The organism is Gluconacetobacter tumulicola (assembly GCF_014174215.1).
Taxonomy (GTDB): domain Bacteria; phylum Pseudomonadota; class Alphaproteobacteria; order Acetobacterales; family Acetobacteraceae; genus Gluconacetobacter; species Gluconacetobacter tumulicola.
In genome coordinates this window covers 83,352-99,348 of record NZ_JABEQL010000014.1, presented here as the reverse complement: position 1 = coordinate 99,348, position 15,997 = coordinate 83,352, and the positions used below count along the sequence as shown (strand labels likewise).

The following is a 15,997-nucleotide window of genomic DNA, read 5'->3' as shown; positions in this document are numbered from 1 at the left end:
GCTGTGCCGCCGGCGTGCATTTCCAAACGGGTTTTCAGAACCTTAAACGATCGCGCCAGAAGATCTTGGCGGTTTCCAGCACGATCAGGACGGTGGCCGCCACGGCGAGGGTCAGTGCCAGATCGTGCCAGTGCAGGGGGCCGAAGCGGAAGAGGCTGCGGATCGGCGGCGCCAGGATGCTGGCGGCGAGGACGGTGACCACCATCGCGAGAATCCAGACCAGAGTGGCATTGGGGCGCCGGATGGCCGTGACGAGGGAGGTGCTGAACGAGCGGTTCACGAGGATCAGGCTGACGATCGAGAGCACCAGCGAGACGAAGGTGAGGGCGCGGAGTTCATCGGCCGGCATGGCGCGCAGGGTGGCGAACATGAAGATGCCGCCGACCAGGATGAAGACCAGCAGGCCCTGGAGCAGGCTCCAGACGATCAGCGGCGGCGAGAAGAGCGGTTCGGAGGGTGGGCGGGGCGGGCGGCGCATGATGTCGTCTTCCTCGGTCTCGGCCTCGAAGGCCAGGGTGCAGACCGGGTCGATGACCATCTCCAGGAACGCGATGTGGATCGGGGCGAAGATGATGGGGTAGCCCAGCACGAGCGGCAGCAGCGCCAGGCCCGCGATGGGCACGTGGACGGCGAAGATGAAGCCCATTGCCTTGCGCAGATTGTCGTAGATGCGCCGCCCCAGCCGGATGGCGGTGACGATGGAGCCGAAATCGTCATCGAGCAGCACGATCGCGGCGGCTTCGCGCGCCACGTCGGTGCCGCGTCCGCCCATGGCGATGCCGATATGGGCCGCCTTCAGCGATGGCGCGTCGTTGACGCCGTCGCCCGTCATGGCAACGATTGCGTTGTCGGCTTTCAGCGCCTGCACGATCCGTAGTTTCTGTTCCGGCATGATGCGGGCGCAGACGGTGGCGGTGCGGGCGCGTTCCTGAAGCTCGGACTGGGAGAGCGTTGCGATGGCGTCGCCGGTGAGGACGGTCGCGCCCGCGTCGATCCCGGCCGCGCGGGCGATGGCGCGGGCCGTTTCCGGGTAATCGCCGGTGATCATCATGATGCGGATGCCGGCGGACCGGCAGTCGCGCACCGCTGCCGGCACGCTGGGCCGCAGCGGATCGGCGATGCCGACCAGGCCGAGGAAGGTGAGCGTGAAGCCGTACGGTGTTTCGGGAAAATCATCGCCCTCATAAGCGCCTTTCGCGACGCCGAGGACGCGGAGCCCCTGGGCGGCCATTGCGTCGAGCGCCTGCCTGATGGCGGTGCGCCGGGTGTCGTCCAGATGGCAGAGGGCGGCGATGGCTTCCGGCGCGCCTTTCGCGGCGATGATGCAGGCGGGCTTCGCGGCGTCCGGCCGCCAGGCCTGGGTGACGGCCAGCAGGTCGGGCCGCAGCCCGTAGGTGCGGGCGAGCGTCCAGCCCGCGCGTGACGGGAGCTGGGTGTCGGGCAGGGCGGTGCGGGCGAAATCGTGGAAGGCCGTTTCCATCGGGTCGAAGGGCTGGGGGGCGCTGGCCAGCAGGCCGTGGAGGGCCAGCGCCTGGGCCTGGGGGGTGAGGGCGCTCAAGGGGGTGGGTGGGGCGATGGTCGCGTTGTCGGCTGGCCGGAGTTCGACGATCGACATGCGGTTTTCGGTCAGGGTTCCGGTCTTGTCGGTGCAGAGCACGGTGGCCGAGCCGAGCGTTTCGATGGACGCCGCGCGGCGGGTCAGCACGCGGGCGCGGGAGATGCGCCATGCGCCCATGGCCATGAACACGGTGAGCACGACCGGGAATTCCTCGGGCAGCATGCTCATGCCGATGGTGATGGCGGCCAGCACCGCGTCGAGCCAGCCGCCGCGCAAGGTTCCGTACAGGATCAGGGCCAGGGCGCTGACCGCGCTGCCGCCGATGGCGCAGAGGCGGGTCAGGCGCACCATCTGCGCGCGCAGCCGCGGCGGTTCGGTGTCCAGCATGCGGAGCGACTGGCCGATTTTGCCGATCTCGCTGGCGGCACCGGTGGCGTGGACTTCGGCGAGGCCGCTGCCGCGCACGATGAGCGCGCCGGAATAGACGAAGGGCAGGTCGTCGCCGCCCGGCCGGGCCGTGGGGGGCACCGTTGCCGCGACGGATTTGCGCACCGCGACGGCCTCGCCGGTCAGCAGCGATTCGTCGGCGAGCAGGTCCTGCGCCTGCATCAGCACGGCGTCGGCCGGGACCCGGTCGCCTTCGCCGAGTACGATGAGATCGCCCCTGACGACCTCGCGGCCCGGAATGCGCCGCCGGGTGCCGTCGCGGATGACCAGGGCGCGGGGGCTGGTGAGGTCGCGCAGCGCGTCCAGCACCCGTTCCGTCCGTGTTTCCTGGACCGTGGTGATCGCGATGGAGGCGCAGGCGAAGGCCAGCAGGATCAGCGCCTCCTGCACGTCGCCCAGCAGGAGGTAGATGCCGCCGCCGACCAGCAGCAGGGCGAGCATGGGTTCGCGCAGGACCTCGCCCACGATGGCCAGTGGGGTGCGATGCTCCTGGCGGGGGAGTTCGTTGAAACCGTCCGTCTTCAGCCGTGCCTGGGCCTGCCGTTCGCTCAGGCCCGCCAGGGAGGCGGGCCGGTCGGGGGCTTCGGCAGGCTGGTCCACGGGCGGTCTCCTGGCGCGGGGAGGCGATGCGGTGAGTCAGCCGCGATCGGACGGCCCCGCGAAGGCCAAGCGCCGGTCCCGGGGCGGAGGATGCCTGGGGAGCGAAAAAAAAGCCTGCGCGCTCCCGCCCCGCATGGGGATGGGAGCGCGTGGGCCGGATGGTCGGTGGTGGTGGGGATCAGCGCTTGCGGCGCAGGAGCGTGGCCAGGGCGGCCGCGCCGGCGGCCAGTAAGGTGCCGGTGAGGATGGTCCGCAGGGTGGTGGTCAGCAGGACCGGCATGCTGCGCCGGCTGAGATGGTCGAAGGGGCCGTGGGCGCCGTGGGCGCCGGCGACGGGGGCGAACAGATTGTCCGGCGCGTCGTCGGGGGCGGGGTATTTTTCCAGTTGCTGGTGGTAGGCGTGGACGGCCTGGCGCTGGTCGACCAGCGTGGGGGCCAGGAAGGCGGCCACGCGCCGGCCGATGCCCGACAGGCCGACCCGGACGTCGCGGTGGCGGCCGAAGGCGGCGCGGCTGATGGCCTCGGCCGCGATTTCGGGCTCGAAGAGCGGGCCGGCGGGACGCAGGCGCTTGCCGGTGCGGTTGCGTGTCCAGACGAAGCGCGGGGTGTTGATGGCGGGCAGGCTGACCAGCGACAGATGGATGCGATCGCCGTCATGCAGGATTTCGGGGCGCAGGCTTTCGGTGAAGGCCCGGATCGCGGCCCGGGCGCCGCTTTCGATGCTGCGCAGGGGGCGCGGCAGGGAGATGGCGTCGAGATTGACGATGGTGCCGTAGCCGCGCCTGCGCATGCGGATCAGCGCCGCGCGGGTGCCGAAGACGGTGCCCAGATAGGTGACGTCGGTCGCGCGCTGGATTTCCTCGGGCGACAGTTCCACGAACTGGCCGCTGACGCCGGCGCCCGCGCAGTTCACCCACAGGGTGATCGGGCCCAGCGTGGCCTCGACCTCGTCGGCCGCGCGTTCCAGTGCCTCGGCGTCGGTGACGTCGGCGGTGATGGTCAGGGTGCGGATATGCAGTTCCGCCAGTTCTGCCGCCGCGTCTTCCAGCCGTGCCGTGTTGCGGCCGATCAGCGCGACGTCGCAGCCCGCGCGGGCCAGCGTGCGCGCGGTGGCACGGCCGATTCCGGCGCCTGCTCCGGTAATGACGGCGATCTGGTGAGGCATGGGCGGGCTCCGCTGGGCAAGTCTGTCTGGTGCCCTGTTTGCTCCTGGATCAGGCATGCCGCAAGTCGGAGCGGGTATGCCCGGTCGTGCGGCCTACAGATATTTCAGGGCTGCAAAGCCGCCGACGAGTACGACGCCGAACAGGGCGGCCACCAGGGTCAGGCGGCGTTCGATGAAGGACTGGATGGGCGCGCCGTAGCGGCGGAGGAGGGCGGCGAGCAGGAAGAAGCGGGCGCCGCGCGTGGCGATGCAGGCCAGGACGAAGGGCAGCAGCGGGAAATGGGCGGCGCCGCTGGCGATGGTGACGATCTTGAAGGGGATCGGGGTCAGGCCTTTGAAGAGGATGATCGCCACCCCCCATTGGCGGAACTGTTCCTGCAACGCGACCAGCCGGGATTCCGCGTGGTAGAAATGGATGATCGGCATGGCGACGTGTTGCAGCAGGACGGCCCCGATATACCAGCCCAGCAGGCCGCCGCAGACGCTGGCCAGCGTGCACAGCGCGGCCAGCGCCCAGGCGCGGTCGCGATGGGCCAGCACCATCGGCACCAGCAGGATATCGGGCGGCAGGGGAAAGACGCTGGCCTCGGCAAACGCGATCACGGCCAGCCAGAGTGGGGCGTGGCGGCTGGCGGCCAGGGAGAGGGTGCGGGCGTAGAGTCGGTCGAGCATGATCGGTTCGCCGTGTCGGGTGTCAGGGCCTGAATGCCATCCGATACAACGCCCGACAAGCGCGGCGTGAGCAATCAGGACGTTGAAAATGGGCGAAGTACCGATGCTGAGCCGTGACCAGACGAGGATTCTACAGTTCCGGTTTACCTCGAGCACGTGGTTTGCGTCGTGTGGATGACCGTCACGTTATAAGCGGGATCATTTATGTGATCCGTCGTGGGTTGCAGTGAAAGGATGCGCCCAAAGGGTTTCGGCTACACAAGACGCTCTACAACTGCTTCATTCGCTGGGGGGGGGGAGCGTGGCATCTTCGAGAAGTTCCATGCAACTTTGGTGGCTCAGGTGAGTGTTCCAGATTGCCTCATGATCGACAGCACGCATTTCAACGCCCACAGCAGGGCAGCATCGTTGATATCCTTCTTCCCGTTCTGTCTGACGCATGCCATCTGATCGCCGATGGTTGCCGTAAAGAGCCCCTGACCCTGGTGGGAGGTGTGTAGCGGCTACATCAACAGACTTCGAAACGTGTTTTCGACCAGAGAATTAATATAATCCTCGTCTATCTCGCGATATGGGATCATGAATCTGTAATATAAAGCCCCGAACAGGATGTCCAGTATTAGGTCGAAGTCACAATCTGTTCGTATTTCTTTGCGCGAACGTGCTAATTTTAGGAACTGAATTCCTTCCTTTCGCCTCGGCTCGATCCAGCGTTCCCAAAAGGCGCCAGACAGATCCTCATCCATCTGAGCCATGCCAAGTAAAGTGCGGAGGAGCTGGCGTCGCTTGCCCGAAAGTGCCGTTACGAGTTGAGATAGGGCATGGCGGAACGTATCCGTAACAGATCCGAAATCCCTATATGAGATTTCTTGTGAGATGTCCGAGAGGAATGCATCCATCAAAACTGACGCGGAATTAGGCCAGCGGCGATATATCGTCGACTTCGCCGCTCCTGATCGCTGGGCAATGTTTTCTATCGTGGCATACCCAACACCGCGCTCGTAAGCCAACTCGAGCGCGGTGGCGCGAACTAAATCAGATACATCTGCCCGAAAAGGACGACCCGATACACGACCAGCCACTATGTTCATAACCTCATCATGCGGGCGAAAAATCACGTGATCTACAAAAAGGGTTGAAGCATTCTCATACGACATAGAGCCACGGCAACCAAGGGCGCAACGGGCTTGCGTTGAAACGATACGTATCGTATCTATGTCCAACCTAAACCTTCAGGTAACGGATCGGCGATGCGGCATTTCGATTTCGTAATTATCTGAGCGGGACCCGCCGGACTTGCTGCAAGACACCGACTGGAACATGAGGGTTTTCGCGTCGCTATTGTTGATGCAGGTAAGCCGGTTAGCGAACGCAGCCGCGAGAACGCGGACGAACTTGCCATGGGGCATGGGGGAGCAGGGCTGTTCTCGGACGGAAAATTCTCGTTCTTTCCATCGGCGACGCGTCTTTGGCAACTCGATTGCCGCGACGTATTGCGAGCGGCCTACGATTGGACCTGCGGGTTACTCGATCAGCATGGACTTGCTACTCCGCCTTATCCCAACGCAGATATTGCCGATCACTCCGCTTCAGACGTATGGGCTCTAAAAGAATATCCGTCGAGCTATCTTTCACTGGATAAGAGGATAGAATTAATAAACTCGTTATTGACCCCTGGTCAATCTGTGTCGTTCGATCGAACAGTCGTGCAGCATCTGAGTTTTTCAAATATACCACGGCTTTTTGGTATTGATCTTCTCGCGGGGGACGGACTTCATTCATCAATTACCGCGAGATGCGTGATAATGGCGACGGGGCGGTTTGGACCGCTCCAATTCCCTGGTTTGTACCCCGCTAGAGATTTTCAGAGACTCGAAGTTGGATTTCGGATCGAACAGCCTTCTCACAGAGCATTCTTCGCGAATCTCGCGCAGTTGGACCCAAAGTTCTGCTTTCGCGACGGTCAACAATCCGTTGAGTGGCGAACGTTCTGTGTGTGTCGCGAGGGCACGACTGCGCTCGCTCACGTGAATGACATATGGGCGGTATCCGGCCACTCGGACTGCCCGCCTACTGGTCGCTCCAATTTGGGGTTCAATACCCGGATATTGGACGAAGGGGTGGCAGCAAGAAATATGCTCCATCTGACGCAAACGTTGAAGGATAGAAGCTGCTACTTCTCGGTCCCTCTTCAGGACGTGCTGTCGGGTAACTCGTCCGCTCTAAGCATATTCGATCGCATCTATGGCCCCCAGTTGCGTGAACATATGATAACTGGATTGTGTCATTTGATAGACCGATTTCCTTCCATCGATCATGAGACAACGAACCTGATTGGACCCACGCTAGAAGGTGTCGGTTGGTATCCAGCCACTGACGGGTCCCTGCGCATGCCTACGGCCCCCGCTTGGGTTGCCGGTGACGCATGCGGTCGCTTTCGAGGAATCGTCGCGGCTTTTATCAGTGGTCACTACACTGCGTCGATGGCACTCCGCGAGATCAGGTCGCAAGAGACCGTTGCCGCGTGAGCAGTGAAGGGAGCCAACACTCCGACCATTGAGGTCGGCATCATTGTTTAACAATCGAGGAGAAGTATTGATCGGGTAACGAGTTAAGTCAGGCGAACCGGGCAGGTTCTGCCTTCCTGGCGGTCGTGTCGAACCTCATGAGACCTCTGAACAAACTGTTCGCTGGGCAATTTTTCCGTCTGTTGCCTGCGGTATGGTTGTGGCTGCCAGCGATGATGCGAAGCCGGTTGTTCTCTGGCCGCACATATTCGCATGCTGGTGGTGGATACACATTGACCGTCTTCCCCACGCACTTTTTTTGCTTCCAAAGGGATGGGCGTCTTGCGCTCGTCTGAAGCCGGAGGAAAAAATTCGTGCCGTTTGTGGATAAAGAGAGACTGTTCCGAAAAAATTATGATTTCAGTGCTGTTTTTTTGTCTGTTGTTTATGGATCGATCATATTTCCACGAAAAAGCGGGATCATGTGCTTGCTGGAAATACATTCCAATCACCTTTTCTTTGATGGCATGATGCCACCATGAATCAGTTGACATGTCTGGCGGGTAATGTTTACGTCAATGCGGCGATATTCACTTTTTTTGTTCATTTTCGTGAATATGTCAGCAGCGCTTTCGCTTCTGTTTTTGCTGCTGATCGCCCTTCAAGGTGGATCTGAATCCGCCGTTCAGAGCGCTGTCCGCAATGAAACCGATGAAGAGTTTCACTGATTTCAAGACGTTATTTGACTATCCCGACATATGCGTGCCATGTCCGCCATCCATGCCGGAAATACTCTTTCATCTGTTGAACTGCATCATACAGCCCGAAATCCTGTTTTATGCGTTTTTCGCTTCTGGGCTGGCAGGAAGGCGGGCATAGACCCACGGGGGCATCAGCAGACCAGGGTGACGGTGGCGCGTAGCCCGTGGGGTGTGCGGTTGCCCAGGCGGATGTCGCCGCCGAGGCCCCAGATGATGTTGCGGGCGATGGCCAGGCCCAGGCCGGTGCCGCCGGTTTCGCGGTTGCGGCTGATTTCGGCGCGGACGAAGGGTTCGAACATCCGGTTGAGATCCTCGGGGGGGAGGCCGGGGCCGTCATCCTCGATCAGGACCGTGACCAGCCTTTCGCCCTCGTTTTCCGGCAGCGGCGTTTCCAGCGTGACCTGGGCGCCGCCGCCATAGAGGATGGCGTTCTGGATCAGGTTGTTCAGCGCGCGCTTCAGCGCCACCGGGCGGGCCGCGATCGTCACCGCCGGCGGGGGGGCGGCGAAGCCGATCGCGTCGGCCTGGTCGGGGTGGGTTTCCGCGGCTTCGTCCAGGATGGTCTGGAGCAGGGCGGTGAGGTCCAGCCGGCTCATGGGTTCGCGGCGCGAGGTATCGCGCCCGAAGGCCAGGGTGGCGGAGACCATGGCTTCCAGCTCGTCCAGGTCGGCCAGGAACTTGCCGCGCAGTTCGTCGTCCTCGACGAATTCCGCCCGTAGCTTCAGGCGGGTGATCGGGGTGCGCAAATCGTGGCCGATGGCCGTCAGCATCAGAGTGCGGTCGGTGAGGAAGCGCCTGATGCGGTTGGCCATGGTGTTGAAGGCCTGCGCCGCGCGGGCGATTTCCAGCGGCCCGTCCTCGGACATCGGCGGGGCGTTGACGTCGCGGCCCAGCGCCTCGGCCGCTGCCGCCAGGGTGCCGACGGGGGCGACCAGCCGCCGCACGCCCCAGACGATCAGCACGCCGCCGGCCACCGTCATCAGCGCGAAGGCGGTGGGGAAGGTGGGGGAGCGGAACGGATTGGGCGCCGGCAGGGTGTAGTGGATCGTCAGCCACCGTGTCTCGTCGGGCAGCAGGAACGCCACCGCCCGCCGGGGCGAGCCGTGCGGCGCGCTGAACAGGATCTGGCGCGGCCGCAGGTGGGGCGGCAGCGGCGGCTGGCCCTGGGGCGAGCGGGCGAAGGGTGGCCGGTCGAAGGGCTCGTGCCCGAAGGGGGGCTGGCCCATATGCATATGGGCCATCGGGTCGTTGGCCGTCTGTTCGACCATGTCGGGGTCGGGGCCGGGGGTGAGGGCGATGTGGAAGGTCGCGGGCGGGTGCAGGGCCTCGAGTTCGGCCTCGCGGTCCTGCGGCTGGGTCTCGACGATCGAGCGATAGATCATGCCGACATGATTCTGGCTTTCCTGCTGGATCATGCGGCGGTCGAAATCGATGCGGTCCAGCGCGTGGACGGTCAGCCCGATGGCCTCGATGATCCCCAGGCCGACGATCAGCAGCAGGCTGGTGCGGGCGGCCAGCGAGCGGGGCCAGAACCAGCGGAGCACGCGGCGGGGCAGGCGGGGCGTGCGGGCGGCCGGGCCCGAATCGGTTTCGTTCATTCAGCGTCGGTCTTCAGCTCTGGTCATCAACTGCGTTCGACATCGGATGCCAGCACGTAGCCGCCGCCGCGGACGGTCTTGATGAGCTGGGCGTTGCGGCCATTATCTTCCAGCTTGCGGCGCAGGCGGCTGATGGCGACGTCGATCGCGCGGTCGAAGGGACCGGCCTGGCGGCCGCGCAGCAGGTCGAACAGCATGTCGCGGGTCAGGACCCGGTTGGCGCGGTCGAGCAGGGCCGTCAGCAGGTCGTATTCGCCGCCCGTCAGCGCCACCTCGGTACCGTCGGGGTTGAGCAGCCGCCGCCTTGTGGCGTCCAGCGTCCAGCCCGAGAAATGCAGGCACTGGGCCGCGCCGCCGGCGCCGCGCAGGGTGGCGGTCTCGCTGGTCCGGCGCAGGATGGCGCGGATTCGCGCCAGCAATTCGCGCGGGTTGAAGGGTTTGGGCAGGTAATCGTCGGCGCCCATTTCCAGGCCGATGATGCGGTCGGTCTCCTCGCCCATCGCCGTCAGCATGATGATGGGCACATTGGCCTGCTCGCGCAGCCAGCGGGCGAGTTCCAGACCGGTTTCGCCGGGCAGCATCAGGTCCAGCACCACGATCTGGTAATGGCCGGCCTGCCACGCCTTGCGGGTCTCGCGCCCGTCGCGCGCCGTGGTGACGCGGAACATGTTGCGTTCGAGGAAACGGGCGAGAAGATCGCGGATTTCGCGGTCGTCGTCGACGACCAGAATATGAGGCAGGGGCTCCATGCCTTCGTTCTAACGCGCTTTTTCGCGCCGTGCAGCCGGTGTTTCATTCGGTTGCAATCGGGGCCCGGAAGGGGCGGGGCCGGAAAAAAACGCGATGGACCCGCTGGAAGCCTGTGACAGGAGCGCCCGGTTCATGCACAGGATTGGGAATGGAACATTCCACCCTGTCCCCGGTCGCGCGTACGCCCGGCCGTTTCGTACGTCCGGCGGTCCTGTTCGGCGCGCTGTCGGCCCTTCTTGTCCTGTCGGCCGGCGCCGTTCGCGCGGCCGACCCGGTGGTGCCTGGCCCGGATAGCGGGCCGGGAGTGCCCTTTCTCGGCAATCCCGCGCGGGACATGCCGACGGGCGACCTGCCGGAGCTGACGGCGCCGCCGCCGGTCGTGCTGGCCGCGCCGCCGCCGGCGCAGACCGGGCATGGCCATGCCGTGCCAGCCACCGCCGCGCACCGGCTGGGCAGCCTGATCGACCGCGACGTGGTGGCGCCCGATGGCAGCCATGTGGGGCAGGTGATCGACGTGCTGCTGGACCAGGAGGGGCGTCCGGCGGCCGTGGTGGTGGATGTCGGCGGTTTTCTGGGGGTGGGCAACCGGCGCATCGCCATTGCGTGGGATGCGTTCGTGATGGGCGGGCTGACGGAGAAGAGCCCGGTCAAGCTGCGCATCGACGGGGCGGGGGTCCGTTCGGCCCCGGCCTATGACCCGACCTCGATGGATGTGACGGTGGTCCAGGCGCCGCCGCCCGCGCCCATGGTGCCGGCCGCAGCGCCCGTGGCCCCGGTGGTGGCCCCCGCCGAGGCCGAGCCCGGTCCGCTATCGGTCGAACCCCAGCCCGTGCCGCCGCCGCTGGTGCCCCCCGCGCCGGGTGGCGGGGGAGACGGGCCGCCCACGGGGCATGCCGCCGCCGGCCGGTCGGGGTTCATGGCGCGATGAGGCGGCGCGACAGGGGACAGCGCGGGGACGGCCCTGCGTGAAACTGCCCAGGAACAGCCAGCGCGGGCTGGATTTGCTCAATTTCTTCGTCGGAAATCTGCAGGCTTCTTTCGGCTCGTTCATCGCGGTGTATCTGACCGGCGCCCACTGGACGCAGGGCCAGATCGGCTACGTCCTGAGCATCGGGTCGGTCACCGCCATGGTCAGCCAGGTTCCGGCCGGGATGCTGGTCGACCGGCTGCGCGACAAGCATCGCGTGGCGGCGCTGTCGATTCTTGCCGTGATCTTCTCATGCCTGCTGCTGGCCATCTTTCCGCAGCAGATGCCCGTCGCCCTGGCGGAGGTTCTGCACGGGCTGGCGAGCTGCACGCTGACGCCGGCGATCGGTGCCATCACCCTGGCGGTGGTGGCGGCGCAGGTGCTGCGCCTGCCCGATGACGGCAAGGGGCAGCTGGGCGAGCGATTCGGCCGCAATGCCAGTTTTGCGTCCATCGGCAACGCCATCGGCTCGGGGCTGATGGGGGCGGTGGGCTATTGGGTGTCGCCCCAGGCCACCTTCTTCCTCGGTGCCGCGCTGGCGATGCCGGGGCTGATGGCGCTGATGATGATCGAGCCGGTCGAAGCGCCGGCCTCGATCAACACCGCTGCCGTGGCCGAGGGCGAGCGGCCGCCCCGCACCAAGGGGGCGATGTGGGAATTGCTGCGCGACCGGCGGCTGTTCGCCTTTGCGATCTGCGTCGCTTTCTTCCATCTGTCGGCGGCGGGTATCCTGTCGCTGGCGGCGGGGCAGGTGACCAAGGATGCGGGCAATATCGCCGAGATCGTGATCGCGGCCTGCATCCTGCTGCCGCAGCTGGTCGGCGCGGCGCTGTCGCCGGTCATCGGCCGGCTGGCGGAGACGATCGGGCGGCGGCCGGTGATGCTGGTGACTTTTGCCGCCCTGCCGTTGCGCGCCGCCCTGCTGGCGACGACGAGCAACCCCTATCTGATCATCGCGATCCAGTTGCTGGACGGGATCAGTTCGTCGTCGTTCGGGGTGATGATGCCGCTGGTGGCCGCCGACCTGACGCGCATCAGCGGGCGGTTCAACATGTGCATGGGCATTCTGGGGCTGGCCATGGGGGCGGGTGCGAGTTTTTCGACCTCGCTGGCCGGCACCGTGGCCGACCGTTCGGCTTCGCTGGCTTTTCTGATCCTGGCGGCGGCGGGGGTGATATGCGTGCTGCTGGTCGCGCTGCTGATGGGCGATACGGCGCGCCCGGATGCGGTGCCGGCCGTGGCCGCAGGGAAGGACACGGCCGAGGGAACGCCGTAAGGGCGCCGGTCTTCCGGTCGGGGATATGGAGGCCGTCTGAAAAAATGGCGTATCCGGAGGGCGGCGTGGCCGTGTGGATGATGTGTTTCCGCACCGTCGGTGCGGAGCGGCCCTGGCCGCCGTGCGATCCGACGCGCGGGAAAGCGTGTCGGATCGTCGGCAGGGTGATCGTGCAAACGGCCCGTCAGGTGGCTGTCATGCGAGCCAGGGCGGGACGGGCAGGTTCTTCCCGCGCAGGAAGGCGGGGTTGAAGAGCTTGGACTGGTAGCGGCTGCCGCCGTCGCACAGGATGGTGACGATCGTGTGGCCGGGGCCCATCCTGCGCGCGACGCGGATGGCGGCCGCCACGTTGATGCCCGACGAGCCGCCGATCGACAGGCCTTCCTGGATCAGCAGCTCGTAGATCAGGTCCAGCGCCTCGGGGTCGGGGATGCGTTCGGCGTCGTCGATGGCGATGCCTTCCAGGTTGCCGGTGACGCGCGACTGGCCGATGCCCTCGGTGATCGAACTGCCGCTGACGCTGAGGTCGCCGGACTTGACCCAGCCGTACAGGGCCGAGCCTTCCGGGTCGGCCAGCACGATCCGGGGGCGCGCGCGGCCTTCGGCGCGGGCGGAATCCTCCAGGCCCAGGGCGATGCCGGCCAGCGTGCCGCCTGTGCCGCAGGAGCAGGTGAAGGCGTCGATCTTGCCTGCCGTCTGGGTCCAGATTTCGGGGCCGGTGGTGGCGCGGTGGCCCTCGCGGTTGGCGAGATTGTCGAACTGGTTGGCCCAGACCGCGCCCGTTTCCTCGGCCAGGCGGCGGGAGACGTGGACGTAGTTGCCCGGATCGCGGAACGGCTTGGCCGGCACCAGGCGCAGGTCGGCGCCGATCATGCGCAGGAAGTCGATCTTCTCCTGGCTCTGGGTCTCCGGCATCACGATCACCGAGCGGTAGCCGCGGGCGTTGGCGACCAGCGTGAGCCCGATGCCGGTATTGCCGGCCGTGCCTTCGACCACCGTGCCGCCGGGTTTGAGCACGCCGCGCCGTTCGGCATCGTCGATGATCGCCAGGGCGGCGCGGTCCTTGACCGAGCCGCCGGGATTCATGAATTCCGCCTTGCCCAGGATCTCGCAGCCCGTCAGTTCAGACGCGCGCCGCAGGCGGATCAGCGGCGTGTGGCCGATCGCGGCAGTCATGTCGGAGGACGAGGTCGTCCAGCCGATCGGGGCGGGATTTGCACTTTGGCCCATAACGCAGCACCTTCTCCGCAACGTGCGTGGCGGCTGGTCGGCCGCCGGAATGCGCCCGGCCGGGGTCGGGCGCCCGTTACGCGCACAATGTGCATTCTTGCGATGGGACACAAGATGATCGAGGACGTAGCCCCCACTCAAACCTGGAATGCGCTGGGCAACCGCCCGCAAGCGCAGCTGGTCGACGTGCGCACCGATGCGGAATGGATGTTCGTGGGCCTGCCCGACCTGACATCGGTTGGCAAGCAGGTGATCCCGGTGTCGTGGCAGACGCTGGGCGGCCAGCCGAACCCGCGCTTTGTGGAGCAGCTTCAGGCGGCGGGTCTGACGCCGGAGCATGAGATCCATTTCATCTGCCGCTCCGGCGCGCGAAGCCAGTCTGCCGCGATGGCGGCGCGAATGGCGGGATTTACGCAGGTGTTCAACGTGGCCGGCGGATTCGAGGGCCCGCTGGATGCGGAGGGCCATCGGGGTCGTCGGGCGGGATGGAAGGCCGACGGGCTGCCCTGGCGCCAGAACTAGCTGTCAGTTAGGTCGGAGGCCGAATACCATACCGTAGCTTCACTGCCGCCGTCATCGGCCTGATCCCCCTTCCAATTCAAGAGAATCGGAACCGATGCCGTTCGTCACGGCACACCCGAGTCAGCGGCTACACCCTTTGGTCTCATGTCTTATCCCTTTTCGTGCGGCTATCGATGCGGTTGATTAAAATCCGGCGCGGACAGGGCATCCCGTATGGTCCTGGGTGTACGGCCGAGGAGCGCGGCCAACGCCGGACCGGTCGTGGCGAAGTCTCCCTGACGAGCGGCCCGGAACGCTCCTAAAAGCATGTCAGCGTAAATGGCGGGCATCCCGGCCGCGATCTTCGCATCACGCCATGCCTCGTCAGTGACGGTGACGTGACGCACCGTCCGACCGGTCACTTCCGATGCGATCACGGCGATCTCAGCCATTGTGATGGCCTCTCCTGCTGTTAGAGAAGGGGTGATACCGTCCCATCCGCCTTTGGTCGCCAGGATCGCGCCGTCGGCTTCGGCGAGATCGCCCCGCGCTGTCCAACTGACCGGGCCGTCTTCGGGGGTTCGGAGTTCCCCTCTACGCAGGTCATCGCCAATCATATGGAGGCAGCTTTCAACGTAAAAGCCGTGGCGCAGGGAAGTGTAAGCAATCCCGCTTGCGGCCAAGTCCGCTTCGGTAGCAGCGTGCTGGTCTGCCGGCAGGAAAGGTGAGCCCGGACGTGCGCCCATATGGCTGGTGTAAAAAATGCGGCGTGCGCCTACGGTGCGCGCGGCCTCGATTGCTGTGCGATGAAGCCGCAATGCCTCCTCGCCGAGCTTATCTGCTGAGACGATAAGAACCTTGTCCGCGCCTCGAAATGCAGCTTCCAGGCTACGCGCATCCGCAAAGTCGCCGCGACGTATGGTGACGCCCAGGGCGGCGAGGTCGGCGGCCCTCCTGGGATCGCGGACACTCGCGACAATCTCATGCGATGCCACACCGCGTCCCACCAGGCTCTTGACAATCCCGCGGCCGAGCTGGCCATTGGCGCCTGTCACAATGATCATAATCGCGTCCTTGTATCGGCGGAACGATAAAAAATATTATCATCGATGATATCAGAAGTGGCCCTATCGTTCGGGCTGTTTTGCGTAAGCGACTATTCTCGCCAGATGAAAACAGCCGTTGATCGACCAGGATGCCGTCATCCGGCCTCGGCCATCCACTGGACCGCGTCCTCGCCGGCCGCGATCCTGAGCGGAGCGCCCGGATCGGTGGCGGCCCGCCAGATCGCCGCGGCCACATCGGTCGCATGAGTGAGCGGACCTCTCTCATCGCGAAAGCTTGCGATCATGCTTTCGATCATCGGCTTGTAGTCGGGGTTATCCAGTCCGCGCAGATGCGGCGTGGCGTTCGTGCTGAAGCTTGTCTCGGGCGAACGACCAGGAAGAACGATATGCACACGCACGCCCAACGGCGCCATTTCGACCGCGAGGCTTTCGGTCAGTGCGTTTACAGCCGCCTTGCTGGCCCGGTAGACACCAACCAGCGGCAGCGACTTGAGCGTTACTGTCGATGTGACGTTGATGATGGTGCCGCTGCGGCGCTTGCGGAATCCGGGCAGGACCGCCTGCATCGTCGCCAGCGTCCCGAGCGTGTTGGTCTCGAACAACAGGCGGGCCGTATCCGGTTCGATCAATTCGATCGGCACGGCTGCGCCAATTCCCGCATTGTTGACCAGTACATCGATATCGCCAGCTTGCTCGACCGCTTTCCTGATGCTCTCCGGATCGGTGACGTCGAGTGGCAAGACGGTGAGATTGTCTGAAACGGGCAGAATGTCGGCCCTGGGCTGACGCATCGTGGCGATGACGTTCCAGCCCTTTGCGAGGAACAGTTTCGCAGTTTCGAGACCGAAGCCCGATGAACAGCCGGTGATGAGAACGGTGGGCATGAGCATGCTCCGAT

The 15,997-nt window shown here is 65.1% G+C and carries 13 protein-coding genes and 1 pseudogene; 4 read left to right on the top strand and 10 right to left on the bottom strand.

All coding sequences use genetic code 11. The annotated features are described in order from the left end of the window. Window positions 1–34: 34 nt before the first annotated feature. From HLH29_RS11735 to HLH29_RS11725, 3 genes are all read right to left on the bottom strand, one after another. Entirely contained in the window at window positions 35–2,605 is a 2,571-nt protein-coding gene (locus HLH29_RS11735; protein ID WP_338030232.1) for a cation-translocating P-type ATPase, read from the bottom strand. Window positions 2,606–2,783: 178 nt separating this feature from the next. Continuing rightward, window positions 2,784–3,770 carry an SDR family oxidoreductase gene (locus HLH29_RS11730; RefSeq protein ID WP_182966982.1) on the bottom strand — a complete coding sequence of 329 codons (987 nt, stop codon included), beginning with the start codon at window positions 3,768–3,770 and terminating at the stop codon, window positions 2,784–2,786. Between the two features lie 93 nt (window positions 3,771–3,863). Beyond that, a complete protein-coding gene (locus HLH29_RS11725) occupies window positions 3,864–4,442 on the bottom strand; it encodes a YqaA family protein (protein ID WP_182966980.1) in 579 nt (192 codons plus the stop codon). 113 nt (window positions 4,443–4,555) lie between these two features. On the opposite strand from HLH29_RS11725, the pseudogene HLH29_RS19655 reads away from it, so the two are divergent. Continuing rightward, window positions 4,556–4,732 (top strand): annotated as a pseudogene (locus HLH29_RS19655) (transposase); the annotation flags it as partial. Between the two features lie 213 nt (window positions 4,733–4,945). Here the strand turns inward: HLH29_RS19655 and HLH29_RS11720 are convergent. The 4 genes from HLH29_RS11720 to HLH29_RS11705 form a co-directional block, all read right to left on the bottom strand. Next, a complete protein-coding gene (locus HLH29_RS11720) occupies window positions 4,946–5,665 on the bottom strand; it encodes a TetR/AcrR family transcriptional regulator (RefSeq protein ID WP_182966978.1) in 720 nt (239 codons plus the stop codon). A gap of 1,388 nt (window positions 5,666–7,053) precedes the next feature. Further along, window positions 7,054–7,503, bottom strand: coding sequence for a hypothetical protein (locus HLH29_RS11715; RefSeq protein WP_182966976.1), 450 nt, complete (start codon window positions 7,501–7,503; stop codon window positions 7,054–7,056). A 338-nt stretch (window positions 7,504–7,841) separates the two neighbouring features. Continuing rightward, entirely contained in the window at window positions 7,842–9,308 is a 1,467-nt protein-coding gene (locus tag HLH29_RS11710) for an ATP-binding protein (protein ID WP_182966974.1), read from the bottom strand. Window positions 9,309–9,334: 26 nt separating this feature from the next. Then, window positions 9,335–10,057, bottom strand: a complete 723-nt coding sequence (locus HLH29_RS11705; protein WP_182966972.1) for a response regulator — start codon at window positions 10,055–10,057, stop codon at window positions 9,335–9,337. Between the two features lie 149 nt (window positions 10,058–10,206). On the opposite strand from HLH29_RS11705, the gene HLH29_RS11700 reads away from it, so the two are divergent. Both HLH29_RS11700 and HLH29_RS11695 read left to right on the top strand, forming a co-directional pair. Beyond that, entirely contained in the window at window positions 10,207–10,986 is a 780-nt protein-coding gene (locus HLH29_RS11700; protein WP_182966970.1) for a PRC-barrel domain-containing protein, read from the top strand. Between the two features lie 37 nt (window positions 10,987–11,023). Continuing rightward, the gene (locus HLH29_RS11695) at window positions 11,024–12,301 is read left to right on the top strand and encodes an MFS transporter (protein WP_338030231.1); all 1,278 of its coding nucleotides are present in this window, start codon (window positions 11,024–11,026) and stop codon (window positions 12,299–12,301) included. Window positions 12,302–12,496: 195 nt separating this feature from the next. On the opposite strand, the gene HLH29_RS11690 is transcribed toward HLH29_RS11695, so the two are convergent. Further along, window positions 12,497–13,531 (bottom strand): cysteine synthase A, encoded by a 1,035-nt coding sequence (locus tag HLH29_RS11690; protein ID WP_182966966.1) that lies wholly within the window; start codon window positions 13,529–13,531, stop codon window positions 12,497–12,499. Window positions 13,532–13,645: 114 nt separating this feature from the next. Here HLH29_RS11690 and HLH29_RS11685 point away from each other — a divergent pair, with 114 nt between their 5' ends. After that, window positions 13,646–14,053 (top strand): rhodanese-like domain-containing protein, encoded by a 408-nt coding sequence (locus tag HLH29_RS11685; protein WP_182966964.1) that lies wholly within the window; start codon window positions 13,646–13,648, stop codon window positions 14,051–14,053. A 167-nt stretch (window positions 14,054–14,220) separates the two neighbouring features. Here the strand turns inward: HLH29_RS11685 and HLH29_RS11680 are convergent, their stop codons facing one another. Both HLH29_RS11680 and HLH29_RS11675 read right to left on the bottom strand, forming a co-directional pair. Beyond that, window positions 14,221–15,096 (bottom strand): SDR family oxidoreductase, encoded by an 876-nt coding sequence (locus tag HLH29_RS11680; RefSeq protein WP_182966962.1) that lies wholly within the window; start codon window positions 15,094–15,096, stop codon window positions 14,221–14,223. Window positions 15,097–15,233: 137 nt separating this feature from the next. Next, window positions 15,234–15,983: an SDR family oxidoreductase gene (locus tag HLH29_RS11675; protein WP_182966960.1), complete on the bottom strand. Its 750-nt coding sequence runs from the start codon at window positions 15,981–15,983 to the stop codon at window positions 15,234–15,236. Between the last annotated feature and the right edge of the window lie 14 nt (window positions 15,984–15,997).